The organism is Coralloluteibacterium stylophorae (genome assembly GCF_018122625.2).
GTDB classification, from domain to species: domain Bacteria; phylum Pseudomonadota; class Gammaproteobacteria; order Xanthomonadales; family Xanthomonadaceae; genus Coralloluteibacterium; species Coralloluteibacterium stylophorae.
In genome coordinates this window covers 1-26,986 of the sequence record NZ_JAGQFT020000017.1, presented here as the reverse complement: position 1 = coordinate 26,986, position 26,986 = coordinate 1, and the positions used below count along the sequence as shown (strand labels likewise).

26 protein-coding genes are annotated in these 26,986 nt (G+C 70.6%); 13 read left to right on the top strand and 13 right to left on the bottom strand.

Features of this window, described 5'->3' with window-relative positions; genetic code table 11:
• Positions 1-74: 74 nt before the first annotated feature.
• The 6 genes from KB893_RS17680 to rpmH form a co-directional block, all read right to left on the bottom strand.
• On the bottom strand, positions 75-1,148 hold the full coding sequence (locus tag KB893_RS17680; RefSeq protein ID WP_211927079.1) for an energy transducer TonB: 1,074 nt from the start codon (positions 1,146-1,148) through the stop codon (positions 75-77).
• 108 nt (positions 1,149-1,256) lie between these two features.
• Complete coding sequence (locus tag KB893_RS18600) at positions 1,257-2,228, bottom strand: energy transducer TonB (protein ID WP_211927080.1); 972 nt, start codon at positions 2,226-2,228, stop codon at positions 1,257-1,259.
• Positions 2,229-2,353: 125 nt separating this feature from the next.
• Positions 2,354-3,700 (bottom strand): tRNA uridine-5-carboxymethylaminomethyl(34) synthesis GTPase MnmE, encoded by a 1,347-nt coding sequence (gene mnmE / locus KB893_RS17670; protein WP_213173954.1) that lies wholly within the window; start codon positions 3,698-3,700, stop codon positions 2,354-2,356.
• Between the two features lie 45 nt (positions 3,701-3,745).
• Positions 3,746-5,434, bottom strand: coding sequence for a membrane protein insertase YidC (yidC, locus tag KB893_RS17665; protein WP_211926126.1), 1,689 nt, complete (start codon positions 5,432-5,434; stop codon positions 3,746-3,748).
• 67 nt (positions 5,435-5,501) lie between these two features.
• Positions 5,502-5,951, bottom strand: coding sequence for a ribonuclease P protein component (rnpA, locus tag KB893_RS17660; protein WP_211926145.1), 450 nt, complete (start codon positions 5,949-5,951; stop codon positions 5,502-5,504).
• A 41-nt stretch (positions 5,952-5,992) separates the two neighbouring features.
• Positions 5,993-6,139, bottom strand: a complete 147-nt coding sequence (gene rpmH, locus KB893_RS17655) for a 50S ribosomal protein L34 (protein WP_211926127.1) — start codon at positions 6,137-6,139, stop codon at positions 5,993-5,995.
• 195 nt (positions 6,140-6,334) lie between these two features.
• Between rpmH and dnaA the strand changes: the two genes are divergently transcribed.
• The 12 genes from dnaA to KB893_RS17595 all read left to right on the top strand — a co-directional run bounded on the left by dnaA (position 6,335) and on the right by KB893_RS17595 (position 20,307).
• Positions 6,335-7,663, top strand: a complete 1,329-nt coding sequence (gene dnaA, locus KB893_RS17650) for a chromosomal replication initiator protein DnaA (RefSeq protein ID WP_211926128.1) — start codon at positions 6,335-6,337, stop codon at positions 7,661-7,663.
• 207 nt (positions 7,664-7,870) lie between these two features.
• The gene (gene dnaN / locus KB893_RS17645) at positions 7,871-8,971 is read left to right on the top strand and encodes a DNA polymerase III subunit beta (protein ID WP_211926129.1); all 1,101 of its coding nucleotides are present in this window, start codon (positions 7,871-7,873) and stop codon (positions 8,969-8,971) included.
• 73 nt (positions 8,972-9,044) lie between these two features.
• On the top strand, positions 9,045-10,148 hold the full coding sequence (gene recF, locus KB893_RS17640) for a DNA replication/repair protein RecF (RefSeq protein ID WP_211926146.1): 1,104 nt from the start codon (positions 9,045-9,047) through the stop codon (positions 10,146-10,148).
• A gap of 112 nt (positions 10,149-10,260) precedes the next feature.
• Positions 10,261-12,705, top strand: a complete 2,445-nt coding sequence (gene gyrB, locus KB893_RS17635; protein WP_211926130.1) for a DNA topoisomerase (ATP-hydrolyzing) subunit B — start codon at positions 10,261-10,263, stop codon at positions 12,703-12,705.
• A 278-nt stretch (positions 12,706-12,983) separates the two neighbouring features.
• Positions 12,984-14,558, top strand: a complete 1,575-nt coding sequence (locus KB893_RS17630; protein WP_211926131.1) for an inactive transglutaminase family protein — start codon at positions 12,984-12,986, stop codon at positions 14,556-14,558.
• Positions 14,558-15,523, top strand: a complete 966-nt coding sequence (locus KB893_RS17625) for an alpha-L-glutamate ligase-like protein (RefSeq protein WP_211926132.1) — start codon at positions 14,558-14,560, stop codon at positions 15,521-15,523. The genes KB893_RS17630 and KB893_RS17625 overlap by 1 nt, the downstream gene beginning before the upstream one ends.
• 118 nt (positions 15,524-15,641) lie before the next feature.
• Positions 15,642-16,445, top strand: coding sequence for a M48 family metallopeptidase (locus tag KB893_RS17620; RefSeq protein WP_211926133.1), 804 nt, complete (start codon positions 15,642-15,644; stop codon positions 16,443-16,445).
• A 69-nt stretch (positions 16,446-16,514) separates the two neighbouring features.
• Positions 16,515-17,741: a tetratricopeptide repeat protein gene (locus tag KB893_RS17615; protein WP_211926134.1), complete on the top strand. Its 1,227-nt coding sequence runs from the start codon at positions 16,515-16,517 to the stop codon at positions 17,739-17,741.
• 132 nt (positions 17,742-17,873) lie between these two features.
• Positions 17,874-18,542: an energy transducer TonB gene (locus KB893_RS17610; RefSeq protein WP_211926135.1), complete on the top strand. Its 669-nt coding sequence runs from the start codon at positions 17,874-17,876 to the stop codon at positions 18,540-18,542.
• Positions 18,543-18,728: 186 nt separating this feature from the next.
• The gene (locus KB893_RS17605) at positions 18,729-19,409 is read left to right on the top strand and encodes a MotA/TolQ/ExbB proton channel family protein (protein ID WP_211926147.1); all 681 of its coding nucleotides are present in this window, start codon (positions 18,729-18,731) and stop codon (positions 19,407-19,409) included.
• Positions 19,410-19,441: 32 nt separating this feature from the next.
• The gene (locus KB893_RS17600) at positions 19,442-19,852 is read left to right on the top strand and encodes an ExbD/TolR family protein (RefSeq protein WP_211926136.1); all 411 of its coding nucleotides are present in this window, start codon (positions 19,442-19,444) and stop codon (positions 19,850-19,852) included.
• A gap of 14 nt (positions 19,853-19,866) precedes the next feature.
• A complete protein-coding gene (locus tag KB893_RS17595; RefSeq protein ID WP_211926137.1) occupies positions 19,867-20,307 on the top strand; it encodes an ExbD/TolR family protein in 441 nt (146 codons plus the stop codon).
• Positions 20,308-20,515: 208 nt separating this feature from the next.
• On the opposite strand, the gene KB893_RS17590 is transcribed toward KB893_RS17595, so the two are convergent.
• The 7 genes from KB893_RS17590 to cls are packed head-to-tail and all read right to left on the bottom strand — an operon-like array spanning position 20,516 to position 25,690.
• Positions 20,516-21,280 (bottom strand): pyridoxine 5'-phosphate synthase, encoded by a 765-nt coding sequence (locus KB893_RS17590; protein ID WP_211926138.1) that lies wholly within the window; start codon positions 21,278-21,280, stop codon positions 20,516-20,518.
• Between the two features lie 37 nt (positions 21,281-21,317).
• Positions 21,318-22,199: a PDZ domain-containing protein gene (locus KB893_RS17585; protein ID WP_211926139.1), complete on the bottom strand. Its 882-nt coding sequence runs from the start codon at positions 22,197-22,199 to the stop codon at positions 21,318-21,320.
• Positions 22,200-22,210: 11 nt separating this feature from the next.
• Positions 22,211-22,645 carry a hypothetical protein gene (locus KB893_RS17580; protein WP_211926140.1) on the bottom strand — a complete coding sequence of 145 codons (435 nt, stop codon included), beginning with the start codon at positions 22,643-22,645 and terminating at the stop codon, positions 22,211-22,213.
• Complete coding sequence (locus KB893_RS17575; protein WP_211926141.1) at positions 22,638-23,186, bottom strand: RNA polymerase sigma factor; 549 nt, start codon at positions 23,184-23,186, stop codon at positions 22,638-22,640. The genes KB893_RS17580 and KB893_RS17575 overlap by 8 nt, the downstream gene beginning before the upstream one ends.
• A 38-nt stretch (positions 23,187-23,224) precedes the next feature.
• Complete coding sequence (locus KB893_RS17570; RefSeq protein ID WP_246505772.1) at positions 23,225-23,905, bottom strand: 4'-phosphopantetheinyl transferase family protein; 681 nt, start codon at positions 23,903-23,905, stop codon at positions 23,225-23,227.
• 43 nt (positions 23,906-23,948) lie between these two features.
• A complete protein-coding gene (locus KB893_RS17565) occupies positions 23,949-24,215 on the bottom strand; it encodes a hypothetical protein (protein ID WP_211926142.1) in 267 nt (88 codons plus the stop codon).
• Between the two features lie 56 nt (positions 24,216-24,271).
• The gene (gene cls / locus KB893_RS17560) at positions 24,272-25,690 is read right to left on the bottom strand and encodes a cardiolipin synthase (RefSeq protein WP_211926143.1); all 1,419 of its coding nucleotides are present in this window, start codon (positions 25,688-25,690) and stop codon (positions 24,272-24,274) included.
• A gap of 40 nt (positions 25,691-25,730) precedes the next feature.
• Between cls and KB893_RS17555 the strand changes: the two genes are divergently transcribed.
• Positions 25,731-26,864 carry a PA0069 family radical SAM protein gene (locus tag KB893_RS17555; RefSeq protein WP_211926144.1) on the top strand — a complete coding sequence of 378 codons (1,134 nt, stop codon included), beginning with the start codon at positions 25,731-25,733 and terminating at the stop codon, positions 26,862-26,864.
• The last annotated feature ends 122 nt before the right edge of the window (positions 26,865-26,986 follow it).

Genomic DNA, 26,986 nt, shown 5'->3' with positions numbered 1-26,986 from the left:
CGGCTGCGCCACCGGAAAACGAAGAAGGCCCGGATGCGCTCCGGGCCTTCTTCGTTGCGACGCGTGGGGATCGGTCAGGGCTGGAAGGCGATCGTCCTGCGCAGGGTGATCGGCTCCTCGGTGTTCTCGAAGCGCCAGTCGCGCACCGCGCTGAGCGCCTCGCGGTCGAAGATCCGCGACGGCCGGCTGGACACCACCCGCGCCTGCGCGACGCTGCCGTCGGGCTGGACGGTGAACTCCACGGTCACCTCGCCGGTGGTGCCGGCGCGCAGCGCCTCCGGCGGATAGCGCGGCGGCGGCGCGCTCACGATCTCCGGCGCGCGACGCGTCGGCGCGGCGGCCGGGGCGCTGCCGCCGGACGCGCTCTGCTCGCTGGCCTGCTGCGCTGCGAGTTCACGCGCGCGCGCCACCGCGGCCGCGCGCTCCTCCTCCAGCCGCGCGGCCTCGGCCTGCGCCGCTTCCGCCTGGCGCCGGGCCTCGGCGAGCTGCTCCTGCAGACGCGCGGCCTCTTCGCTCTGCCGGGCCTGCACCTGTTGCTGGGCCTGCTGTGCCTGCTGCGCCTCGGCCTGGGCGACGCGGCGCGCCTCTTCCTCTGCGCGCCGCTCGGCGGCGGTCTGCGCGCGGGTGATCGACTGCCCGATCCGGTCCAGAGCCGGCGCTTCCGCGTCCATGCGCTGCATGAGCATGTACAGGCGCTCCGCCTCGACCAGATCGTTGCGCGCGATGTGCTGCTCCGCGGCGATCAGGACGTAGGGGAACAGGTCGGCGAGTGCGCCGCTGACCGCGGGATCCTCCGGCGCCTTCTCCCGCAGCGCGAGGTAGTACTCCACCGCGTTGTCGCCCGAGGGCGCATACAGGCGCTGTTCGCCGCGCGCGGTGCGGGCGTTCTCCAGCAGCGCCTCGGGCGACTGCCCGGCCAGCGACTCGGCCGCGGCCTCGACCGCGCCTTCCGCCTGCGCGGTGCGCTCCTCGGTGGACGGCGGCGGAGGCGGCGTCGCCGGCCCGGCCTGCGGTGCGCCGGCGTCGGATGCCGGCGCGGTGGCTTCGGTCGGCGCCTCCTGGTTCGAACAGCCGGCGATCATCCCCATGATCGCCAAGGCCAATGCCAGCCGCCCACGGCGGCCTGTGGTGTCGGTACGGATCTGCATGTCGCTCCCCTGGTTCTGCGTGTGGCGCAGTGCGCCAAACGCCAACGACAAGGCAGAAACGTGCTGCTGTCAAGATCCGGTGACGAAATCTGACGCGCGGTCGCGCTTTCAGGTCTCCGCATCCTCGGCAGGCAGGCGGAACTCCAGCGCCTGCGCGGTGCGCACCGGAGCGCCCGGCGGCGCATAGCGCCAGCGGCGCAGGCTCTGCACCACCGCAGTGTCGAATACGCCTTCGGGCTCGCTGCGCACGATGTCGATGTCGCCGATCACCCCGTCCGGCTCGATGGTGAAGGCGACCTCGACCCGGCCCTCGATGCGCCGGCGCAGCGCCCGCTGCGGGTAGCGCGGTTCCACGCTGCTCAGCAGCGTCGGCACCTGCGGCTGCCGCACCTCGGCCGGTGGGTCCGGCCGCGGCGTCGGAGCGCGCGGCGTGACGGTGGGTGCCGGGGTCGACGGCGCCGGCGTCGACGCGAGCGCAGCCGGCGCAGGGCTCGGGGCCGGCGCCTCGGCGGCGGGTCGCGGTTCCCCCGGGTTCGCCACGGGTGCGGACGCCGCACGCGGCGCGGAGGCGAGCCGGGCGGCCTCCGCGGCAGCCTCCGCCGCGGCCTGTTCCCGCGCGCGCGCGGCGGCGATGACGCCCGCGATCCGCGGCAGCGCCGGAGCGTCGTGGTCGATCCGCGCCAGCAGGGCCTGCAGGCGCTCGGCCTCGGCCAGGTCGCCGCGCGCGACGCTCTGCTCGGTGGCGATCAGCACGTAGGGGAACAGGTCCACCAGCGCACCCAGGACGCGGGCATCGTCGCGACGGCGCTCGCGCAGGGCGAGGTAGAACTCGACGGCGTTGTCGCCGGCCGGCGCGTAGAGGCGCTGGCCGGCCACCGCGTCGCGCGCACTCTCCTCGAGCTCATCGACGTCCGCCACCTCCACCGGCGCCGGCCGCGGCGCGGGCTCCGGCTGCATGGACGCCGGCCGCTCGACCGCCTGCGGCGGCGCCGACGCCGCCTGCTCGTTGCCGCATCCGACCGACATCAGCGCGAGCGCCGCGCCCGCGGCGAACGCACCGCTCCGCCATCCGTACCGCATTCCAGCCCCCTGGTGTGCCGAGTGGCGGCGCAGCCTACGGACACGGCATGACAGGAATGCGGCGGGTGCATCTCCTTCCGCGGATCCGGGCGGCCCGGCGCCCGGGCGGCGCGAAGCGCGGCGGATCATTTGCCGATGCAGAAGCTCGCGAACACGCGCCCGAGGAGCGCGTCGCTGCTGACGCGTCCGGTGAGTTCGCCCAGCGCGTCGTGCGCGAGCCGGAGTTCCTCGGCGGCCAGCTCGCCATCGCCGCAGCGCAGGTGCGACGCGGCGCTGGCGACGTGCGCATCCGCACGCCGCAGCGCCTCGACATGCCGCGCGCGCGCGCTGAAGGCGCCGTCCGCTGCGTCGCCGAGCCCGGTGATGCGCTGCACCTCCGCGATCAGGTGTTCCAGGCCGGCGCCGGTACGCGCCGACATCCAGATGTGGAGCCCGTCGGACCGCGCCTCGGCGCCCGCGGCACGCCCGCTCAGGTCGATCTTGTTGTGCAGCCACAGCACGCGCGGCACGTCACGCAGGGCTTCGCGCAGCAACACGCCTGCAGCGGTCTCCTCCGCATCCAGCACCGCCAGCACCAGGTCGGCGCGCTCGAGCTCGGCGCGTGCGCGGCGTACGCCTTCGGCCTCGATCGCGTCCGCGGTGTCGCGCAGGCCGGCGGTGTCGACCAGGGTCAGCGCGGTGCCTGCCAGGCGCAGGTTCTCGCGCACGAGGTCGCGGGTGGTGCCGGCGATGTCGGTGACGATGGCCCGCTCCTCGCCGGCCAGCGCGTTCAGCAGCGAGCTCTTGCCGGCGTTGGGTGCGCCGGCGATCACCACGTGCAGGCCGTCGACCAGGCGCCGCCCGCGCTCGGCATCCGCGATCAGGGCCGCGACATCGGCCTGCAGCGCATCGGTCCGCGCATGCAGGGCGGCATCGGCAAGGAAGTCGATCTCCTCCTCGGGAAAGTCGATCGCGGCCTCGACCCACACCCGCAACGCCGTCAGCGACTCGGCCAGCGCATGCGCGCGGGTGGAGAAGGCTCCGTCGAGCGAACGCCGCGCCGCGCGCGCGGCAGCGACGCTGGACGCCGCGATCAGGTCCGCCACCGCCTCGGTCTGGGCCAGGTCGAGCTTGCCGTTGAGGAAGGCGCGTTCGCTGAACTCGCCGGGCCCTGCGGCACGCGCGCCGAGCCCGATGCAGCGCGCGACGAGCTGCTGCAGCGCGACCGGGCTGCCGTGCGCCTGCAGTTCCACGACGTCCTCGCCGGTGAAGCTCGCCGGAGCCGCGAAGCACAGCAGCAGGCCGTCGTCGAGGATGCTGCCGTCGGCATCGAGGAAGCGTGCGTAGCGCACGGTGCGCGGCGGCGGCAGCGGTCCGGCGACCTCGCGCGCGATCGCCGGCGCCTGCGGCCCGGACAGGCGCACCACGCCGACGCCGCCCTGCCCGGCCGGCGTGGCGATGGCGACGATGGTGTCGGTGGCGCTGGGCGGCATGGCGCGGTCCGCAACGGACGGGGCCCGCGATGCGGGCCCCGGGTGTCAGCTCTTCTTGATGATCTTCGCCGGCTGCTCGCCGTGGCGCTTGAGCAGCCACCACTGCTGGAGCAGGCCGAGCAGGCCGTTGGTGACCCAGTACAGCACCAGGCCCGCGGGGAAGAAGGCGAACATGACGCCGAACACCAGCGGCATCGCCATCATCATCTTGCGCTGGATCGGATCGGCCGCCATCGGCGACAGCTTCTGCGTCGCCCACATCACGCCGGCATTGAGCACCGGCAGGATGAAGAACGGGTCGCGCGCGGTGAGGTTGTCGATCCAGCCCGGGATCCACACCGCGTGGCGCAGCTCCACCGATTCCGACAGCACCCAGTACAGCACCAGGAACACCGGCATCTGCACCAGGATGGGAAGGCAGCCCGCGGCGGGGTTCACCTTCTCCTTCTTGTACAGCTCCATCACCGCCATCTGGTACTTCTGCTTGTCCTCGCCGTAGCGGTCCTTGAGCGCCTCCATCTTCGGCTGCAGGCGGCGCATCCTGGCGAAGCTCTTGTACTGCGTCTCCGACAGCTTGAAGAGCGCGAGCTTGATCAGCACCACCAGCAGCACGATCGCCCAGCCCCAGTTGCCGGTGAGCGCGTGCAGCCAGGCCAGCACCTTGAACATGCCGTCGGCGAGCAGGGCCAGCAGCGAATAGCTGCTGTAGTCCACCGCGCGGTCCAGGCCCGGCGCCAGCGCGGCGAGCTCGGCCTGGATCTTCGGACCTACCCACAGCCGCGCCTGGCTGGTGGCGGTCGCACCCGGCGCGACCTGCAGGACCGGTCCGACCTCGCGGATCAGGTAGCTGGGCGCGCTGCCGACGCGGCCGAGCTGGAACAACGCGGCGTCGGCGGAGTCGGGCACCCAGGCGGCGAGGAAGTGGTGCTGGACCATCGCGATCCAGCCGCCGGCCACGGTCTTGTCGAGCGGGCCGTCCTCGTAGTCGTCGAACTTGCGCTTCTCGTACTTGTCCTCGGCGCTGTACCAGGCAGCGCCGGCGAAGGCGAAGTTCTCGGGATTGTTGAAGGCGAACGCGCTGCTGGCGACCACCGGCGGCACACGCAGGAGCTGGCGGTACACGCTGCCGCTCCAGGGACTGGTGCCGGTGTTGGCGATCTCGTCGCGCACCCCGACCACGTAGCTGTCCGGCTCCAGCCGCCAGATGCGGCGAACGCGCAGGCCGCCTTCCGGCGCCTCCCACACGAAGCTCGCCTCGGCGCCGCCGTCGACCTGGCGCACCGGACCCTCGGCGCGAAACGCGCTCTCGTGGGTCGGCGCCACGCCCGCGCCGCTGACCAGGCCGACCTGGGCCACGAACAGCCGCTGCGTGGCGTCGTCGAGGAGCCGCACCGGCGGGCTGCCTTCTTCGGTGGTCTGCGCATAGTCCAGCAGCTCCGCGCCCACCACCGCACCGCCGTCGCCGGCGAGGCTGACGCGCATGCGCGCGTTCTCGAGCACCACCGGCGCCGCGGCCGAGGACTCCTGCCGGGCGGTTGCCGGCGCGTCGGGCACGGCCGCGGACACGGCGGAAGGATCGGGCACCGCGCCGGCCGCGGGCGCCTGCGGCACGCTGCTGCCCGCGTCCTGCGCGACCGTGGCAGGCGGCGTCGCCGTCTCCCGGTTCCAGTTCATCCACAGCATGGCGGCCACGAACAGCCAGGCGAAGAGCAGCAGGACTCGGGTTTGATTCATTGCGAGGGTTCGGAAGGAGACGTGGCGAACGCGCACCGGACGCGGGCGTGCGGTGGCGAGAAGGAGATCAGGAGGCGGTTCCGGCCGGCGCGGCCGCCGCATCGCGCGGCATTGTGCCGTCGCCACCTGGGGGGTTCAACGTCGCCACCCGCGCCCACAGGCGCTCGAGATCGGCGCGCAGTGCGGCGTTGTCGCAGGTCGCCGCCTCGGGTTTGGCGACCAGCACGTAGTCGCCCGGCGGCAGGGAGGCCGCGACGCGCCGGAAGCTTTCGCGACCCGTGCGCTTGATCCGGTTGCGTTCGACGGCGCGCTTGGACACCCGGCGCGAGACCGCGAGTCCGAGTCGCGGGACATCCCTGTCGGCCTCCCCGGAAGGCTGCGCGGTACGCAGCTGCACGTGCAGGCGCCAGGCCTTGCCGTGCACGCGCCTGCAGTCGGCGAAGACGCGCCCGTAGTCCGCAGACGCGCGCACCCGCAGGCTGCGCGGGAACGCGGCCTGCGGGTGCGTCGTGACCATCATCGTTCCGCGCCGTTCCGGCGCGGTGACCGCGCTCGGGATCAGCCCGAGACCGTCAGCCGCTTGCGGCCCTTGGCGCGGCGGCGGGCGAGGATCTTGCGACCGTCGGCGGTCTTCATGCGCGCGCGGAAACCGTGATCGCGCTTGCGCTTGATGTTGCTGGGCTGGTAGGTGCGCTTGGTGGCCATGGCGGCGGACGTCGCGGAAGGAAAAGAGGCGGGATGTTAGCCGGCCTGTCGCGACAGTGTCAACGGATGGGCCCGACGGACGCTGGGCAGGCGTCGCGCGCGGCGGGTAGACTGCCGGGTCGCGCGCGTGCGCCGCCTTATCCCGTCTTCCTGCCCGCCGCCTGTGCGCGGGCCCGCTCCGGTATGCCCCTGTCCATGGATTCCGTCTGGCCGCAGTGCCTTGCCCGTCTCGAAGCCGAACTGCCGGCCGATGAAGTCCACACCTGGCTGAAGCCGCTGCAGGCCGAGGCCGGCGATGGCCAACTCCGGCTCTACGCACCCAACGCCTTCGTGGTCGAGACGGTGCGCGACCGCTACCTGGGCCGCATCCGTGAGCTGGTGGCCTACTTCGCCGACGGCATAGGGCTGTCGCTGGAGGTCGGCTCGCTGCGCCGGACGGCACCTGCGGCCGCCGCGCCGGCCACCGCCGCGGAGACGCGGCCGGCGGCGCCGAGCACGCTCCCGAGCAATCTCGACAGCCACTACAGCTTCGACAACTTCGTCGAGGGCCGCAGCAACCAGCTCGGCCGCATCGCCGCGCTGCAGGCGGCGCAGAAGCCGGGAGACCGTGCGCACAACCCGCTGCTGCTCTACGGCGGTACCGGCCTGGGCAAGACCCACCTGATGATGGCCGCCGGCAACCTGATCCGGCAGCAGAATCCCGCCGCGCGCGTGCTCTATCTCCGTTCCGAGCAGTTCTTCAGCGCGATGATGCGGGCGTTCCAGGACAAGTCGATGGACCAGTTCAAGCGCCAGTTCCAGTCGGTGGACGCGCTGCTGATCGACGACATCCAGTTCTTCGCCGGCAAGGACCGCACCCAGGAAGAGTTCTTCCACACCTTCAACGCGCTGTTCGACTTCAACCGCCAGATCATCCTGACCTGCGACCGCTATCCGCGCGAGGTCGACGGCATGGAGCCGCGGCTGAAGTCGCGGCTGGCCTGGGGACTGTCGGTGGCGATCGAGCCGCCCGACTTCGAGACACGTGCGGCGATCGTGCTGTCCAAGGCGCAGCAGCGCGGCGTGGCGCTGCCGGAGGACGTGGCCTACCTGATCGCCAAGAAGATGCGCTCCAACGTCCGCGACCTCGAGGGCGCGCTGAACACGCTGGCGGCGCGCGGCAACTTCATGGGCCGCGCGATTACCGTGGAGTTCGCGCAGGAGACCCTGCGCGACCTGCTCCGCGCCCAGCAGCAGGCGATCAGCATCACCAACATCCAGAAGACCGTCGCCGACTACTACCAGCTGCGCGTGGCCGACCTGCTCGGCAAGAAGCGCACCCGCTCGCTCGCGCGCCCGCGACAGATGGCGATGGCGCTGGCCAAGGAACTGACCGAGCACAGCCTTCCGGAGATCGGCGACGCCTTCGGCGGCCGCGACCACACCACGGTGCTGCATGCCACGCGCGTGATCCGCGACCTGGTCGAAACCGATGGCAAGCAGCGCGAGGACTGGGACAAACTCATCAGGAAGCTGACCGAATAGGTGGATCGGCTGTGGATATCCGGGGGAGCGAATCGCGCGCCGGATTCTGTCCACAGCCCGTCCCCAGGCTCCAGCAGTTCGCCGCACATGCTTTCAGGCTCGGTAATCGGTAGAAAAATCAGTAGGTTGAATGCACAATCCACCGATTCCCGCGCCTCCACCATCATCATCTTTTTAGATTTATCCAAAAGCATCTAGGGGTTACGCATGCGCTTCAGCCTTCCGCGAGAGGTACTTCTCAAGCCGCTGGCCCAGGTCGTGAACGTCGTGGAACGGCGCCAGACGCTGCCGGTCCTGGCGAACCTCCTGGTGTCGGTCAAGGACGACCGGCTGTCGATGACGGGCACCGATCTCGAGGTCGAGATGACGGCGCGCGCCGACGTCGCCGACAGCCAGCCCGGCGACATCACGATTCCGGCCCGCAAGCTGTTCGAGATCGTCCGCGCGCTGCCCGACGGCAGCCAGGTCACCCTGAGCCTGAACAACGAGCGGATCACGCTGCAGGCGGGCCGCAGCCGGTTCACGCTGGCGACCCTGCCGGCGAACGAGTTCCCGGCGATCGAGGACCTCGACGTGATCGAGCGCATCCAGCTGCCCGAGGCCGGCCTCAAGGAGCTGATCGAGCGCACCGCGTTCGCGATGGCGCAGCAGGACGTCCGCTACTACCTCAATGGCCTGCTGCTCGACCTGCGCGAGGACTCGCTCCGCTGCGTGGCGACCGACGGCCATCGCCTGGCGCTGTGCGAGACCTCGGTGCCGACCGGCGCGCAGACGCGCAAGCAGATCATCGTGCCGCGCAAGGGCGTGCTCGAACTGCAGCGCCTGCTCGAGGGTGGCGACCGCACGATCGAGATCGAGCTGGGACGGAACCACCTGCGCGTGCGCCGGGCCGATGTGACCTTCACCTCCAAGCTCATCGACGGGCGCTTCCCCGACTACGAGGCGGTGATCCCGATCGGCGCGGACAAGGAGCTGCGGATCGACCGCGAGCTGCTGCGCGCCTCGCTGCAGCGCGCCGCGATCCTGTCGAACGAGAAGTACCGCGGCGTCAAGCTGGAGCTCAGCCCGGGTCAGCTGAAGATCGTGGCGCACAACCCCGAGCAGGAAGAGGCGCAGGAGGAGGTCGAGGCGCAGACGCAGGTCGAGAACCTGGCGGTCGGCTTCAACGTGACCTACCTGATGGACGCGCTGAGCGCACTCAAGGGCGAGACCGTGCTGATCAACCTGCGCGATGCGAATTCCTCGGCACTGGTGCGGGAGGCGGACAGCGACGCCAGCCGTCATGTCGTGATGCCGCTGCGTCTGTGACATCGCTTCGGTTCCACGTGGAACACGACGCCGCCCGGCCCTGTGTCGGGCGGCGTCGTTTCGGGTGCCCGGCATGCAGCTAGATCGACTGGGGCTGACCGATCTCCGCGCATTCCGCTCCGCCGAGCTGACCTTCGCGCCGGGCTTCAACCTGATCACCGGGGCCAACGGCGCCGGCAAGACCAGCGTGCTCGAGGCCGTCCACCTCATTGCCTATGCGCGAAGCTTCCGCGGACGGGTGCGGGATGGGCTGGTCCGGCATGAGGCGGACGCGCTCGAGGTGTTCCTGTCGTGGACGCAGCGGGAAAGCGAGACGCGCCGCGCCGGCCTCCGCCATTCCGGGACCGAGTGGAGCGGTCGCCTGGATCGACAGCCGGTTTCGACGCTGACCGAGCTGTGCTCCGCGTTCGCTGCGGTCTGCTTCGAACCGGGCAGCCACCTGCTGGTGTCGGGCGCTGCAGAAGAGCGTCGCCGCTTCCTCGACTGGTCGTTGTTCCACGTGGAACCCGACTATCTGGACGGCTGGCGCCGTTACGCGCGTGCGCTCAAGCAGCGCAACCGCCTGCTGAAGTCGCGTCCGGAGCCGCGGGCCCTCGACCCGTGGGACCGGGAGCTGGCAGTGACCGGGGAAATGATCACACGCCAGCGCCAGCTCTACCTGGACACGCTGCGGCCCTACCTCGACGCGCTTGCCCGCGACTTCCTTCCCGAGCTGGGAGTCGCCGAACTCGAGTTCAGGCCCGGGTGGCGGCGTGAGCAGATGCCGCTGTCCGATGCGCTGGTGATGGCGCGCGAGGGCGACGTTGCCCAGGGGTTCGGCAGCGTGGGACCCCATCGCGCCGACTGGCGCCTGCGCTTCGAGAGGCTGCCCGGTCGGGCTGCGCCGTCGCGGGGGCAGGAGAAGCTCATCGCGCTGGTCTACGTGCTCGCGCAGGCGGAAGCCTTCGTCGAGGAGCAGGGGGAATGGCCGGTGGTGCTGCTCGACGACCTCGCCTCGGAGCTCGATGTCGATCACCAGGCGCGCGTTCTCACACGCGTCTCGGCAACGCCGGCCCAGGTTCTGCTGACCGCCACGGAGCCGCCGCCGGTGCTGGCCACTATGCCGAGCGATCTCATCCGCGCCCGGTTCCACGTGGAACAGGGTCAGGTCCTGGTGCGCGATCCCGGGCCGGGGTGACATGGCGCTTGCACGCCGGAGGCGGTGCGGGACGCGCGCTATAATCGCCTGTCACGCAGGATGACGCGGCCGTGCGCCGTTGCACCCAGCGCCTCTCTCCGACAGGACGAGCATGAGCGAACACGAGCAGCCGACCCCGCAGGCGGGCGGCACCTACGATTCCAGCAAGATCACCGTGCTGCGCGGCCTCGAGGCCGTGCGCAAGCGCCCGGGCATGTACATCGGCGACGTGCATGACGGCACCGGTCTGCACCACATGGTCTTCGAGGTGGTCGACAACTCGATCGACGAGGCGCTCGCCGGCTACTGCGACAAGGTGGTGGTCACGCTGCATGCCGACGGCTCCATCTCGGTTTCCGACAACGGCCGCGGCATGCCCGTCGACATCCACAAGGAAGAGGGACGTTCGGCGGCCGAGGTGATCCTCACCGTGCTCCACGCCGGCGGCAAGTTCGACGACAACAGCTACAAGGTGTCCGGCGGCCTCCACGGCGTCGGTGTCTCCGTGGTCAACGCGCTGTCCGCCCACCTGTGGCTGGAGGTCTGGCGCGACGGCCAGCACCATATGCAGGAATACGCGCACGGCGAGCCGCTGTACCCGATCAAGGTCGTCGGGCCGACCAGCCAGCGCGGCACCCGGCTGCGCTTCCTGCCCGCCACGGAAACCTTCTCCGACATCGAGTTCCACTACGACGTGCTGGCCAAGCGGCTGCGCGAGCTGTCGTTCCTGAATTCCGGCGTCCGCATCGAACTCATCGACGAACGCGGCGAAAGCAAGAAGGACGTGTTCGAGTACGAGGGCGGCATCCGCAGCTTCGTCGAGCACCTGGCCCAGCTGAAGAACCCGCTGCACCCGAACGTCATCGCTATCTCCGGCGAAAGCGGAGGCATCTCCGCCGAAATCGCGCTCCAATGGACGGATGCCTATCAGGAGACGATGTTCTGCTTCACCAACAACATCCCGCAGAAGGACGGCGGTACTCACCTCGCCGGGTTCCGCGCCGCCCTCACCCGCACGCTGACCCAGTACATCGAGCAGAACGGCATCGCCCGCCAGGCGAAGATCAACCTGTCCGGCGACGACATGCGCGAAGGCATGATCGCGGTGCTGTCGGTGAAGGTCCCCGATCCGAGCTTCTCCTCCCAGACCAAGGAGAAGCTGGTCAGCTCCGAGGTGAAGCCGGTCGTCGAGGCGGTGGTCGCCGACAAGCTGGGGAGCTTCCTGCAGGAGCATCCCGCCGAGGCGCGGGCCATCGCCGAGAAGGTCGTCGACGCCGCGCGCGCGCGCGATGCCGCGCGCAAGGCGCGCGAACTGACCCGTCGCAAGGGCGCGCTCGACATTGCCGGCCTGCCCGGCAAGCTCGCCGACTGCCAGGAGAAGGATCCGGCGCTGTCGGAACTGTTCCTGGTCGAGGGTGATTCCGCGGGCGGCTCGGCCAAGCAGGGCCGCAACCGCAAGACCCAGGCGATCCTGCCGCTCAAGGGCAAGATCCTCAACGTCGAGCGCGCGCGCTTCGACCGCATGCTGTCCTCGGCCGAGGTCGGCACGCTGATCACCGCCCTGGGCACCGGCATCGGCAAGGACGAGTACAACCCGGACAAGCTGCGCTACCACCGCATCATCATCATGACCGACGCGGACGTCGACGGCTCGCACATCCGGACCCTGTTGCTGACCTTCTTCTACCGGCAGATGCCGGAGCTGATCGAGCGCGGGCACGTCTACATCGGGCTGCCGCCGCTGTACAAGATCAAGCAGGGCAAGACCGAGCTCTACCTCAAGGACGATGCCGCGCTGAACGCCTACCTCGTCAACAATGCGGTGGAGGGCGCGGAGCTGCGCCTGGCGGAGGATGCGCCGGCGATCACCGGCGAGGCGCTGGAAAAGCTGATGCTGCGCTACGTGGCGGCGCGCGAGGCGATCGCACGCGTGGCCTACCGGTTCGACGTCGGTCTGCTCGAGGCCCTGCTCGAGCTGACGCCGGTGCGGGCGCCGCTGTTCGGCGAGCCCGGTGCCGCGGAGGCGCTCGCCGGCGAGCTGGTGTCGCGGCTCAATGCCGCGGGCACCGGGCGCGCGCGCTTCACCATCGACGTGCAGCGCAGCGAGGACGGCCAGACCGGTGCGCTGGTGGTCGAGAAGCGCCTGCACGGCCTGGCGCAGATCCAGACCCTGCCGGCGTCGATCTTCGAATCCGGCGAACTCAAGGCGGTGGCCGATGTCGCCGAACATCTGCACGGCCTGGTCCAGGCCGGGGCGACGGTGGCGCGCGGCAATCGTTCGCAGCCGGTGTCGAACTTCGCCCAGGCCCAGGCCTGGCTGATGGACGAGGCCAAGAAGGGCCGCATGATCCAGCGCTTCAAGGGCCTGGGCGAGATGAACCCCGAGCAGCTCTGGGAGACCACGGTCAATCCCGACACCCGCCGCCTGCTGCGCGTGCGCATCGAGGACGCGGTGGCCGCCGACCAGATCTTCAGCACCCTCATGGGCGACGTGGTCGAGCCGCGGCGCGACTTCATCGAGGACAATGCGCTCCGGGTGAGCAACCTCGACGTCTGAGCCCATGCGGCGGCGCCGGTCCGGCGCCGCACGGCGGACGCATCCCGCCCCGCCCCGCCACCGGCGCCTGCACGGCTCGGCTGCCGCAGGAGCCGGCCCGCGACGGCGGGCCTTGCGGTCGCTGCCGGTGCGCGACCCAGGCAAGCGCGGTGAGGCATCGGCTGGCCGATAGCGGCAGCCGGCGCGGGCGCCGACGCTGACCTGCAGCATGCATGCCGCGTGAGTGTTTGCGTACACTCCTGCGCCCACCGCGCAGGCTGCGCGACCACGGACGCTCGATGCGCAAGACTCATCTCTACGTGCTCGCCTTCGCGATCGCCGCCCTGGCGATCGCGGCCGTGGCGTACAAGTGGCAGGTCCTCAAGTTTCCGCTGCAGCCGGCCTCCGAGGTCGAGGTGTGGACGGTCCAGGCCCGGGTCGAATACCAGGCGGCGCGCGGTCCGAACTCGGTGACGCTGCAGGTGCCGGAAGCCACGCCGGGCTGGACCGTCATCGACCAGCGTTTCGTCGCCCGCGACTACACCAAGCTCGAGCAGGTGCATGACGACGGGCGCGAGGTGCAGTGGACGCGCCGCCGCGCGGTCGGGCCGCAGTTCCTCTACTACCGCGCCACCGTGGTCCGCGCCGACGACAGCCAGCACGTCGATCTCGACCTCGAACCGATAGTCGGCACGCCGGCCGCGCTCGAGGAGCCCTATGCCACTGCCGCGCAGACCCTGCTCGACCAGGTGCGCGAAGGCTCGGCCGACATCGTCAGCTACGCGCGCACCCTGATCGCCCGCTTCGACGGCGCCGCGAGCGAGGGGACCTCGCTGCTGGCCGAGCTGTTCACCGACGACGCCAGCCGCAGCCGCTTCCTCGCCGACCTCCTGGCGGTGCGGCAGATCCCGGCGCGCGTGATCCAGGGCATCCAGCTCGATGCCGGCGAGACCACCGGGCGCATGCAGACCTGGCTGATGGTCTACGACGGGACGGCGTGGATCACCATCGATCCGCGCACCGGCGCCATCGGCTGGCCGCGGGACCTGTTCCTGTGGAGCGCACGGTCGGCGCCGCTGCTCACCGTCAACGGTACGCCCCGCGAGAGCCTGGAGTTCGCCGTCAGCCTCAACCTCGCCGATGCCATGGCCATCGCCGAGCGCCGGCTCGAGGTACGCGACGACGACCTGGTCCGCTACTCGCTGCTGAGCCTGCCGCTGCAGTCGCAGCAGGTCTACCAGGTCCTGCTGATGGTTCCGCTGGGCGCATTCATGATGCTGATCCTGCGCAACCTGATCGGGGTCAAGACCTTCGGCACCTTCATGCCGGTGCTGGTCGCGCTCGCCTTCCGCGAGACCGGCCTGGTCGCGGGCCTGTTCATGTTCGGCGGCATCGTCAGCGCGGGCCTGCTGATCCGCTTCTATCTCGAGCGCCTGCGCCTGTTGCTGGTGCCGCGGCTGACCGCGGTACTCATCATCGTGGTCCTGCTGATGGCGGCGCTGAGCGTGCTGACCAACCGGCTGGGCATCGAGGTCGGGCTGTCGGTGGCGCTGTTTCCGATGGTGATCCTGGCCATGACCATCGAGCGCATGTCCGTGGCCTGGGACGAGCGCGGCGCCGGCACCGCGATCAAGGAAGGCCTGGGCACCCTGCTGGTCGCCGCGCTGGCCTACCTGGTGATGAGCTGGCCGCCGCTGGAGCACATCGTGTTCGTGTTCCCGGAGACGCTGCTGATCCTGTTCGCGTGCACGCTGCTCCTGGGCCGCTATTCCGGCTACCGCCTCAGCGAGCTGTTCCGCTTCCGCGCGCTGGCGCGCGAGCCCGACCCGATCACGCCGCCGCCCGCGGCGGATGCGTCCGGGCCGCGTTCCTGATGCTCAATCCCTTCACCATCGCCAGGCGGCTGCGCAAGATCGGCCTGATCGGCATCGGCCAGCGCAACGCCGACTACGTGCTGGCCTACAACCCGCGCAGGTTCTATCCGCGCGTCGACGACAAGCTCCTGACCAAGAAGCTGGCGATCGGGGCCGGCCTGCCGGTGCCGGATCTCTATGCCGTGGTGCGCGAGGAGCACGAGATCGCCGAGCTGCACCGCACGCTCGACTGCCGCGAGCAGTTCGTGGTGAAGCCCGCCCACGGCTCCGGCGGCGACGGCATCCTGGTCATCACCGGCCGCCGCGGGCAGAAGTACCGGCGCTCCAACGGCCACCTGATGCAGCGCGAGGAGTTCGAGCATCACCTGTCGAACGGCCTGGCCGGGCTGTTCTCGCTCGGCGGCCAGCCCGACCACCTGCTGGTCGAGTACTGCGTGCAGTTCGATCCGGTGTTCGAGCAGGTCAGCTTCAAGGGCGTGCCCGACGTCCGCATCATCGTGTTCCAGGGCTATCCGGTCATGGCCATGCTGCGGTTGCCGACGCGGCTGTCCGACGGCAAGGCCAACCTGCACCAGGGCGCGATCGGCGTCGGCATCGACATCCCGACCGGGGTGACCAAGCGCGGCGTGTGGGGCTCGGAGGTCGTGCGCGAGCACCCGGACACCGAGCGCAGCATCGTCGGCCTGGCCATTCCGCGCTGGGACGAACTGCTGACCATGGCCTCGCGCTGCTACGAGCTGTCCGAGCTCGGCTACGTCGGCGTCGACTTCGTCCTCGACCGCGATCGCGGACCGATGATCCTCGAGCTCAATGCGCGTCCCGGCCTGTCGATCCAGATCGCCAACGGCAACGGCCTGCGCCATCGGCTGGCGCGGGTCGAGGCCCTGGCGGCGGCCGGTGGCCTCAGCCGGGTGCCGGAAGAGCGCGTCGCCTTCGCGCGCGAACACTTTCCCACCCTCGGCTGATCGCCGGGCGGGCCATGTTGGGTCACGAATTCATAACGCAGCCGGCTTCCGCTGCCGTTAAGCTCCGGGGCCCGCCGCGGCCCGGGCCGCGCGATCCGCTGCCCGACCGAGCCTCCCAATGAAACGACTGCCAGCTCTTCTCGCGGCCGCCGTCCTCGCCGCCTGTGCCACCTCGCCCACCGGCCGCAGCCAGCTGCGCCTGTTCTCCGGAACGGAGATGAACCAGATGGGCATCGCCGCGTTCGACGAGATGAAGCAGAAGGACGCGCTCGCCCGGAACCCGCGGCAGTCGGCCTACGTGCAGTGCGTGGTCGACGCCCTGGTCCAGGAGCTGCCTGCCGGGATGCAGCAGCTGCCCTGGGAGGCGCAGGTGTTCGCCGACGAGGAACCCAATGCCTTCGCCCTGCCGGGCGGCAAGGTCGGGGTCAACACCGGCATGTTCGCGGTCGCCAGGACCCAGGACCAGCTGGCGGCGGTGATTGGGCACGAGATCGGCCACGTCATGGCGCAGCACGCCAACGAGCGCGTCTCCCACACCACCCTGGCGCAGACCGGGCTGACCGCGGTGCAGGCCTATGCCGGTTCCCAGGGCGCCTCGCCCCAGGGCACGCAGGCGCTGATGGCCGCCCTGGGCGCCGGCGCGCAGGTCGGCTACCTGCTGCCGTTCTCGCGGGTGCAGGAGTCCGAGGCCGACGTCATCGGCCAGCAGATGATGGCGCGCGCGGGCTTCGACCCGCGTGCCGCGGCCGACCTGTGGCAGAACATGATCGCCGCCAGCGGCGAAGGTCAGCGGGCGCCGCAGCTGCTGTCGACGCATCCCGACCCGCGCAACCGCATCGACGAGCTCGAGGCGCGCGCCCCCGCCCTGGCTCCCGACTTCCAGCAGGCGCGCGCCTCCGGCCGCGCCCCGCGCTGCGGCTGAAGCGTCTTCACGCGCCGCCGCACGTCCTCCACCAATCGTTTTCGACGCAGTAGCAAGAGAAGGCCGCCCATGCACACCAGCAAGCTCATGCAGTCCATCGCCATCGCCCTCGCGCTGGCTTCCGGCTACGCCGCCATCGCGCCGGCGCACGCGCAGCGGGGAAGTGGCTCCGACCGTCTCGAGGAACGTCGCCGCGAGCGCGAGGAGCGCCGCAGCACGCGTGAGCAGGACGGTGACGAGCAGCAGGCCCTGTTCCCGGATGCCACCCGCGAGGAGCCCGATGCGAAAGCCAGTGCCCGGATCTCCCGCAAGCTGGAGGAGCTGCAGCAGCTCTCGGAGGATGGGATGACCGAGGAAGCGGCGGCGCTGGGCGACGAGGTCGCATCCGACTCGAAGGCCAACGCCTACGAGCGCGCCTTCGCGATGCAGGCCGTGGGCTCGGCGTATCTCAATGCCGGCGACTATCCCGCCGCGCTGCCCTACCTGCAGCGCGCGGTCGAGGCCGACGGCCTGCCGAACGACGTGCACTACCAGGTCCTGTACCAGATCGCGCAGCTGCAGCTGCAGGAAGGCAACTACGCCGAGTCGCTGGCGGCGATCGACCGCCTGATCACCGAGACCCGCAGCACCAAGCCGGAATACGCGGTGACCAAGGGCAATGCGCTGTACCGTCTCGAGCGCTACCCGGAAGCCATCGCCGCGCTGGAACCGGCGGTCAAGGGATCGCCCTCGCCCGACCCGAGCTGGGTGCAGCTGCTGATGGGCAGCTATGCCGAGGCCGGCCAGGCCGACGCCGCCGCCCGCCTCGGCGAGGAGCTGGCGCAGAACAACGGCGGCGACGTGCAGTCGCAGCTCAACCTGGCGGTGATCTACCAGCAGGCCGGCCAGACCGAAAAGGCGGCGCAGACGCTCGAGGCGCTGCGGGCCTCGGGCCAGCTCACCGAGGCGCGCCAGTACCGCCAGCTCTACGCGCTCTACAGCCAGCTCGAGGGTCGCGAGGCGTCCACCATCGAGGTCATCAACGACGGCCTCGACAAGGGCATCCTCACCCCCAATGCCGAGGTTTATGCGATGCTCGGTCAGGCCTATTACTACAGCGATCAGCCGGAGCAGGCGATCGAGGCGTTCCGCCAGGGTGCTCCGCTCGCCGACGATGGCGAGCTCTACCTCAACCTGGCGCGGCTCCTCAGTGGCGAAGGGCGCGCCTCCGAGGCCGCGGACGCGGCGCGGCAGGCGCTGCAGAAGGGAGTGCGCGATCCGGCCGACGCCAACCGCATCATCGGCTCCGCCAAGTGATGCGAAACGGACCGGACTGTAACGACACACCGACGGGAATTCGTATAAGCTTGGGGGTTCCCGCGCGCCGTAGTGCTCCGGGAGCCCGCAGGCGCGCAAGCGCTGGACTTCAGTGAGTAGCTCGGCCTCCGAATGACACGACAGACCAACTATTCAGAACTTGACGGGCCCGCGCCGTTCAGCTGGGGGCGCGTGGTCGGCATCGCGTTTGCGATCGTCGTCCACGTGTCCGGATTCATGCTGCTGATGGCGCCGGCCAGCGACGACAGCGAGGTCCAGGAAGAGGAGGAGGCGGTCACCGTCACCTTCGTCGAACCGCCTCCGCCGCCCCCGCCGCCGCCGCCGCCGCCGCCGGAACCGCCGAAGACGCCGCCGCCGAAGGTGATCGAGCGTCCGCCGCAGCCGACGCCGGAACCGCCGCCGCCGGAGCAGCCGCCGGTGGTGTTCGAGGATCCGTCGCCGGTCGACGTGCAGGCACCGCCTCCGGCACCGCCTGCACCGCCCGCGCCGCCGGCCAACTTCGGCCCGTCGGAGGACATCAGCTATCGCCAGAACAATCCGCCGCAGTACCCGCCTCAGGCGCTGCGCCGGCAGGAACAGGGCGAGGTCATCCTGCGGGTGACGGTGAGCCCGTCCGGCGATCCGATCGACGTGCAGGTCGAGAAGTCGAGCCGCTCCAGACTGCTGGACCGTGCCGCGATCGACGCGGTGCGCCGGTGGAAGTTCAACCCCGGGATGCGCGATGGGCAACCAGCCCAGGGCGTGGTCCTTGTTCCCATCAACTTCACTCTCCCCAATTGATCGAAGGGTACGCGTATGCTCCAGGACACCAATAACGCCCAGGCCCCTGAGCAGGCCCCGGCAAGCAATCCCGACCTGTCCTCGGTCGCCACGCAGGCGCCCGCAGCGGTCAATGCGGCGGACACCACGGCAACCGTCGGCGCCAACCAGGGCGAGGCCTTCCAGCAGTTCGGCTTCATCGAGGCGATGCAGCACGCCCACTGGGTCAACTGGACCATGCTGATCATCCTGATCATCATGTCCATCGGCTCGTGGTACCTGTTCATCACCAAGGTGATCCGCAACTCGGTGATCCGTTCGCGCGCCGACAAGGTCACCCGCACCTTCTGGGAGACCCCGAACGCCGCCGACGCGATCCGCTTCATGGAGGAGCAGCCGAAGAACGAGCCGTTCTCCAAGATCGCGCTCGACGCGGCCCAGGCCGCGGCCCACCACCAGCGTTCGGAAGGTTCGCGCCTCACCGAGACGATGAGCCGCTCGGAGTTCATCGACCGCGCCCTGCGCCAGGCCGTGACCCGCGAGAGCGCGCGCCTCGAGGGTGGCCAGACGTTCCTCGCCAGCACCGGCTCGACCGCGCCGTTCATCGGTCTGCTCGGTACCGTGTGGGGCATCCTGATGGCGCTGATCACCATCGGCCAGACCGGCAACTCGTCGATCGACGCGGTCGCGGGTCCGGTGGGCGAGGCGCTGTACATGACCGCGATCGGTCTGGGTGTCGCGATTCCGGCGGTGTTCTTCTTCAACTTCTTCACCCGCCAGAACGCCGAAATCAATGCGAAGTTCGACGTGTTCGCGCACGACCTGCACGACTTCTTCGCAACCGGCGCCCGCGTCGGTGACGTCCAGGCCGCGTCGGCGAAGCGCTGAGTCCGGACGCCTGAACCCGTAGGAGATCGCCGATGGCTTTCAGCTCCAACAGCGGCAACACGACGATGGCCAACATCAACGTCACGCCGCTCGTCGACGTGATGCTGGTGCTCCTGATCATCTTCATGATCACCGCACCACTGATGTCCCAGAAGGTGAAGGTGGAGCTGCCGGAGGCTGTCGTCACCACCAAGACCGACGATCCCGCCCGGCCGATCACCATCGCCATCAAGGAGAACGGCGACGTCTTCTACAACGACGAACCGGTGACGCCCGAGCTCCTGGAGAGCCGGCTGTCGACGGCGGCGCAGCTCACGCCGCAGCCGCCGGTCGACATCCGCGCCGACCGCACGACCCGCTACCGCATCATCTCCGACGTGATCACGACGGTGCGCCTGCAGGGAATCCGGACGGTCGGCTTCGTCGCCTCTCCCGAGAAATAAGCGAGGACCCATCCATGGCTTTCAGTTCTGGTGGCGGTGGCGCCTCGATGGCCGAGATCAACGTGACGCCGTTGATCGACGTGCTGCTGGTGCTGCTCATCATCTTCATCGTCACCGCGCCCGCGATGACCATGAAGATTCCGATCGACCTGCCGCAGAAGTCGGTCAATCCGCCGCCTCCCGCGGAGGATCCGCCGCCGCCGATCTCGGTCCGGATCGATGGCGCGGGCCAGGTCTACCTCAACAACAATCCGGTCGCGACCAACCAGGTGCAGAACAACCTGCTGACCCTGGTTCCGGCTGCGATGCAGGATGGCCAGACCGTCGAGCCGGCCGACCAGCCGACGCTGGAGCTCGAGGTCAATCCCGAAGCGGACTACGAGACGCTGACGGTGGTGCTGTCCTCGGCGAAGAACATCGGCATGGAGAAGATCGCGTTCCGGGACAACATGTAGGTCCGTTCGCGGTCGCAGCAGATCGAGCCGCCCTCCGGGGCGGCTTTTTTTTGCCCGGGAGCGGTCGGACTGGCACGCACGGCCGAGAGGCGCGGCCTACGACCGTAGTAAGCCCGATCGGCGGGCACGGTCATCGGCGCTGCCCGCACTGTCGTGGTCGGCCTGCTCCGGCATCCGGCGGGGAAGGCGGCGCTTGCTGTTTCCCCGCCTAGTGCGGAGCTTCGGCGGCCTGCCGAAGGATCTCCAGGTAAGCCGTCACCGTCGGCGCCAGACCGGCGTGGATGGCCTCCGAGATCAGCGCGTGGCCGATCGAGACCTCCTCGACCGGACGCACGGCGCGCAGGAAGGCGGCGAGGTTGTCCTGGTCGAGGTCGTGGCCGGCATTGACGCCGAGACCCAGCGCGTGGGCGCGGGATGCGGTCCCGGCGAAGAGCGCCAGGCTCGCGGCCGCGTCGCCGCGTGCCCAGGCCTCGGCATAGGGGCCGGTATAGAGCTCGATGCGGTCGGCACCGACCTCGACGGCCCGTTCGAGGCCGGGAGCGCCGGCGTCCACGAACAGCGAGACGCGGCAACCCAGCGTCTTCAACTCGGCCACCAGGGGGCGCAGTCGTGCGGCGTCGCGGACGAGATCGAAGCCGTGGTCCGAGGTGAGCTGGCCGTCGCTGTCGGGGACCAGCGTCGCCTGCTGCGGCCGCGCAGCGGCGCAGAGTTCGACGAAACCGGGGTAACCCGCGCGCGGCGGCGCGAACGGATTGCCTTCGATGTTGAATTCCACCCGCCCGCGGATGCGTTCGGCGAGCGCGAGGACATCGTCGCGGCGGATGTGGCGCTGGTCCGGCCGGGGGTGCACGGTAATGCCGTGGCAGCCCGCATCCACCGCCGCGAGCGCCGTCACCACCACGTCCGGCGTGGAACCGCCCCGCGAATTGCGCAGGACCGCGATCTTGTTGACGTTGACGCTGAGTTGGGTCATCCGCGCAGCGTATGCCAGCGACCGCCGCAGGAACACCTCACCGGCAGCGCTCGTCGGTCGAGCTCCAGAGAACCGGCTCCCAGTAGGTGTTGGCCAGGATCCTCTCCCGGTTCTCGGTGACCAGGCGGGCGGCCAGGCGGTAGGTCACTCCCGCCCGTGCGTCGAGTTGGAGCTCCTTGTACCGCGAGCGCCGTCCGCGCAGGGATCGGGCGAGGCTGGAGAAGCGGTCGGCATCGATGGCCTCGGCCACCGTCAGCGTATGCCGGCCCGGTTCGATCCGGAAACTGGTGGCGTTCGACGGGCCCGGCAGGCGCCCGTCGACCGCGATCAGGACTGCGCGATACAGCTGCTGCGACCGCGGCCCGACGTCGAAGACGCTGACGCGCGCGCACCTGCTGTCGGCGTCGCCCGCGGCCGTCCGCGATGCCTCCGCCTCATGCTTCTGCTCGAGCGCCGGGGTCAGGGTCAGGCGGTAGGCCGGAAGCTCGTGCACATCGCTGCGGCCTGCCAGCTCCAGCGTTCGTCCCCCGCGAGCGATGCGCAGCGTCAGCTCGCCCTCGCCGGCGGCGACGGCCGACGCCAGCGCATCCTCGTCGGCGCCACCGAGGTCGCTGCCGTTGACGCCGAGAAGGCGGTCGCCGCTGCGCAGCCCGAGCCGATCCGCCGCGGCCCCGGGAGTGACGGCGAGCACCCGCAGCCCGGGATCGGATGACGGCTGCAGGTCGACCACCGCGCCCAGTTCGTAGCGGGTCTGCGCCGGTCGCTCGATGACGACCGCTGCGCCCGCGGTGTCGGGGAGCGCCCCGCGATCGGCCAGCGACAGCAGCATCGCATCGACCGCCTCGGCCACGGGGGGCGGTGCCGCCGTGGCGGCGCCGGTGGCAAGGAGTGCACAGAGCAGAAGGGGAACGCGTGTCATCGGCAGGGGTCCTAGATGCGCAACGGACGGGGCGCACGGTGCTGGTCGCCAGCAGCCGCCAACAGCTCGAGCTGCACGGCGCGGGCCTCCCACAGGCCCGCCAGCTCATCCTCGTGGGCGCCGCGGGCATAGGCGGCCTGCAGCGCACGGTCGATCGCCCTGACCTCCGCCGCGGCGGCGCGCTCCTGGGCCAGGCGCGCCGCGGGTGGCGAGGAAACGACCGGCCGGCCTGCGAGCTGCCGCTCGTGGCCGACGTCCGACCGTGGCAGGAGCAGGGCGATTGCCGTCACCATGCAGGCCGCCGTGGCCAGGGCCGCGCCGAGCGCACGCCGGCGCCGGCGGGCGCCTCGTACGGCAAGGATGCGGCCCGCGAGCCGCTCCGGTGCCTGGGGGTCGGGCAAGCCGGCCAGATAGCGCCGGATGCCGGGGTCGATGTCGTCATGCATGCCTGTCGTCCTCCTCGTCGAGCTCGCTGCGCAGGCGCTGCAGCGCCCGCGACAGGATCGATTTCGACCAGCTCTCGCTGCGCCCGAAGCGCTGCGCCAGTTCCGCGTGCGTCCATCCCTCCATCTGCTGCAGCCAGACCAGGGCGCGGGCCTCCGGATCCAGCCGCGCCAGCAGGCCCAGCGCTTCCGCCACCGCGCTCGGCGCCGCCTCCGCCGCGTCCTGCGTCTCCGCGAAGACGTCCTCCAGAGGGCGCAGGCGGCGCTCGGCGCGAAGCCGGTCGATGGCGGCGTTCGCGGCCATCCGCTTCAGCCAGGGACGCATCGGCGCACCCTCGCGGAAGCCGGACATCGCCTGCATCGCCTTCAGGAACGTCTCCTGCACGACGTCCTCGGCGGCGGCGGCCTGGCCGGTCAGCCGCAGCGCCAGCGCGTAGATCGGGCGCGCGTGCAGCCGGTACAGCATGCCGAACGCCTGTGCGTCTCCACGCCGCGCGCGGCGGAGCAGTGCCGCCTCGTCGAGCGCGCCGTCGGTGTCCTTCATCGCCAGCCGGTACGTCGCAGCGCGCGGAAGCGTCGCAGTCAGCCGACGGCGATATATGCCGTCCGCGCCACGGCCCCGCGGCAGGCGACCACCACGGTGTGCGCCGGGCTCGGCGCGACCCGCAGGAACCTCCACTCCGCCGCCGCCCCCGCCTCCGGCGGCAGCGCACGTGGCAGCGGCCGGACCGACCCCGGATCGAACTGCCACGCCTGCAGCCGCTGGTCGAAGATGCCGGTCCCGGTGGCCTTGCACGACGCTTCCTTGGCCGTCCACAGGCACAGGAAGGCGAGCCGGGCTTCGTCCTCCGGCAGGGCGTCGAGCGCGTCCGCCTCGGACGGGGCGAACCAGCGCCGCGCCAGCGCTCGCATCGGCAGCCGGCGGTCGTGGCGCTCGATGTCGACCCCGACCCGCCCGCCCCGGCACACCGCCACCAGGGTGCCGCCGCGGGTGTCGGTGAGGTTGAAGTCGGGCGCGTCGGCGTGTCGCAGGAAGGGCCGTCCACGGTCCTCGCGACCGAACGCCAGCTCGGACGCCGGCACGTCGAGGTAGGCGGCGAGGGTCGCGCGCAACAGGCGGTCGATCCGTGCGCGTCGTGCCTGCGGCGGCTGCGCATCCTCCGCCCACCACCACAGATGCATGTCGCCGTTCTCCAGCGCCGGCGCATGGCCGGCCGCGCGCCGTTCCCACAGCGCAGGCTCGAAGGGCGGCAGGATCAGCATCGCATCGTGCGCCGCGACGGCGGCCGGCGGACGGCGACCCCGATCACGGCTCCGTGCGGCTCCGTCCGGAGGCATCCTCGCGGCCGCCGCGTGCATCCTGGGCGCTGCGGTAACGGCGCAGCAGGTCCGCGTCGAGGATGGTGCCGACGTCGCGGCTGCGCGCGGCGATCCGGCGGTCGGCCAGGACCAGCACCCCGGCGACGACCAGCGCCAGCGCCGCCAGCAGCGCCAGCCAGGCGAGCCAGACCGAGGTGGTGACGAAGGCCAGCGCGAAGCTGGCGAGCGACAGCAGCAGGAGGATCCAGGGCATGTCCGGTCCGCGCGGCGGGAGACGGGCAGTCTACGCCGCGAGAGCGGCCTGCGTGGTCACAGCAGCGGCGACAGCAGGCGCGCGCAGGCCTCGCCGAGGCGCCTGGCGAAGGCCTGCCGCGGGCGCTGCCGCGGCAGTTCGCAGGCGGCATCCAGATCCTTCTCGATCACCTGCTCCAGGCCGCAGGCGATGTCGGCGTCGCACCACAGCACGCTCAGCTCGAAGTTGAGCCTGAAGCTCCGCGCATCGAAGTTGGCGCTGCCGACGAAGGCGATGTCATCGTCGACCAGCAGCGCCTTGGTGTGCAGCATGCGCGGCCCGTACTCGAAGATGCGCACGCCCGCGGCCAGCAGCTCGTCGTAGTAGGAGCGCGCGCAGTAGGTCACCAGGCGCGAATCGCTCATGCTTGGCACCAGCACGCGCACGTCGAGCCCGCGCAGGCCGGCGGAGGTCAGCGCCATGCGCGCCGCCTCGGTGGGGACGAAGTAGGGCGTCGCCAGCCACACCCGCCGCTGCGCCCGGGAGATGGCATCCAGCTGGATGCGGTGGATCGGTTCCCATTCCGCGTCGGGACCGGAGGGCAGGATCTGCGCATGGTGCGGTCCCTGTTCGAGGTCCGGCCAGTAGTGCTTGCCGTTGAGCGCCTCGCGGGTCGCGTAGTGCCAGTCCTCCATGAAAGCCTGCTGCAGCCAGCGCACCGCCTCGCCGTGCAGGCGCACGTGCAGGTCGTGGTAGGCCGCCGAACTGCGGCGCTCGTTGCCCTCGTCGCAGATGTTGATGCCGCCGGTGAAGCCGATGCAGCCGTCGATCACCGCGATCTTGCGGTGCGTGCGCATGTTGATCCGCGGCCGTCGGCGGATGCGGCCGTGGCGCAGCGAATGGAACCAGGCGAGCTGCACCCCGGCCTCGCGCATCGGCTTGAGGAAGCGCCGCCCGAGTCCGGCCGAGCCCATGCCGTCGAGCAGCAGGCGCACGCGCACCCCCGCCCTCGCCTTGGCGATCAGCGCGTCGCGGACCATGGTGCCGGTGCCGTCCGGCTCGAAGATGTAGTACTCCAGATGCACGTGGTGCTCGGCGGAGGCGATCGCCTCGAGCAGCACGTCGAAGGTGCGCGCGCCGCCGACCAGGAATTCGACGCCGGTGCAGGTCGACGGCGGAAAGCTGCCGCTGGCCTGCGCCAGCCGTGCGATGCCGTGGTCGCGCGCATGCGCTCCCGGCATTCCCTTTTCGATCGCATGTCGGCTGCGCAGGCGGCGCTGGCGGTGCCTGCGGATGCGCTGCGGGCCGATCAGGTAGAACACGACGAAGCCGAGCACCGGCAGCAGCGCCAGGCCGAGGATCCAGCTCAGCGTCGCCACCGGGTCGCGTTTCTGCAGCACGATCCAGATCGACAGCAGCAGGATGTGGATCGCCCAACCGATCGACACCAGCGGCAACCAAGGGATCTGGGCGATGAACTCGGGCATTCCCGGCATTGTGGCGCAGCCGTGTGTGCAAGGCGTGGGATCTCGCTGCATGAGACGCCGCCGCGCTAGCCTCGGCGTCATGCGCGAACCCCGTCCCGCTCCCGAACGCATCAAGGGCCGCGGCGCGGGCTCCAACCGCGAGGGCCGCTTCGAACTCACCTCGCTGGAACACGTCGACGACGGCTGGTTCCGCGAAGACGGGGAGGCGCCGCCGCAGCCGCGGACCGAGGTCAGCGAGGAGACCGCCCGCAGCGTCATCAGCCGCAACCGCTCGCCGGACATCCCGTTCGAGCAGTCGGTGAACCCGTACCGCGGCTGCGAGCACGGCTGCGTGTACTGCTTCGCGCGGCCGACCCACAGCTACCTCGGCCTCTCACCGGGCCTCGACTTCGAGACCCGGATCCGGGCCAAGACCAACGCCGTCGAGCGCCTGCGCGCGGAGCTCGCCGCGCCGGGCTACCGCTGTTCGCCGATCACCCTGGGCATCAACACCGACGGTTGGCAGCCGACCGAGCGCCGACTGCGCCTGACCCGCGGCCTGCTGCAGCTGCTGCACGACACCCGCCATCCGGTGTCCATCGTCACCAAGAGCGCATTGATCGAACGCGACCTCGACCTGCTCGCCCCCATGGCCGCGCAGAACCTGGTGCAGGTCGCGCTGTCGATCACCACGCTCGACAACCGCACCGCGGCGAGCCTGGAGCCGCGAGCCACCGCACCGCATGCGCGGCTGCGCACGGTCCGCCGCCTGGGCGAGGCGGGCGTGCCGGTATCGGTGATCGTGGCGCCGGTGATCCCCGCGGTCACCGACCACGAGCTCGAGGCGATCCTCGAGCAGGCGCGGCAGGCCGGCGCGCACTCGGCGGGCTACGTGCTGCTGCGCCTGCCGCACGAGGTCGCGCCGTTGTTCCGCGAATGGCTGGACCTGCACCATCCCGAGCGCGCGGCCCACGTCATGAGCCTGGTCCGGCAGATGCGCGGCGGCCGCGACTACGACGCCACCTTCGGTCGCCGCATGCGCGGCGAGGGCGCGTTCGCGGACCTTCTCGAACAGCGTTTCCGCATCGCCCGCCGGCGCCTCGGATTCGGGCGGCTGCCCGAACTCGACTGCGGCCGCTTCGTGCCGCCGCGTCCGCCCTCGCCGCAGGGCGAACTGTTCCAGGGCGATCGGTCCCTTCCGTAGATACCGTCTTGCCTCCTACCTGGCAACGGCTCTTGCAGGATCGAATGGCTGACCTGACTTGAGCACGCCGTAGACGATGCGCAGCAGCCTGCGCATGGCGGCGCAGATGATCTGCTTGGCGC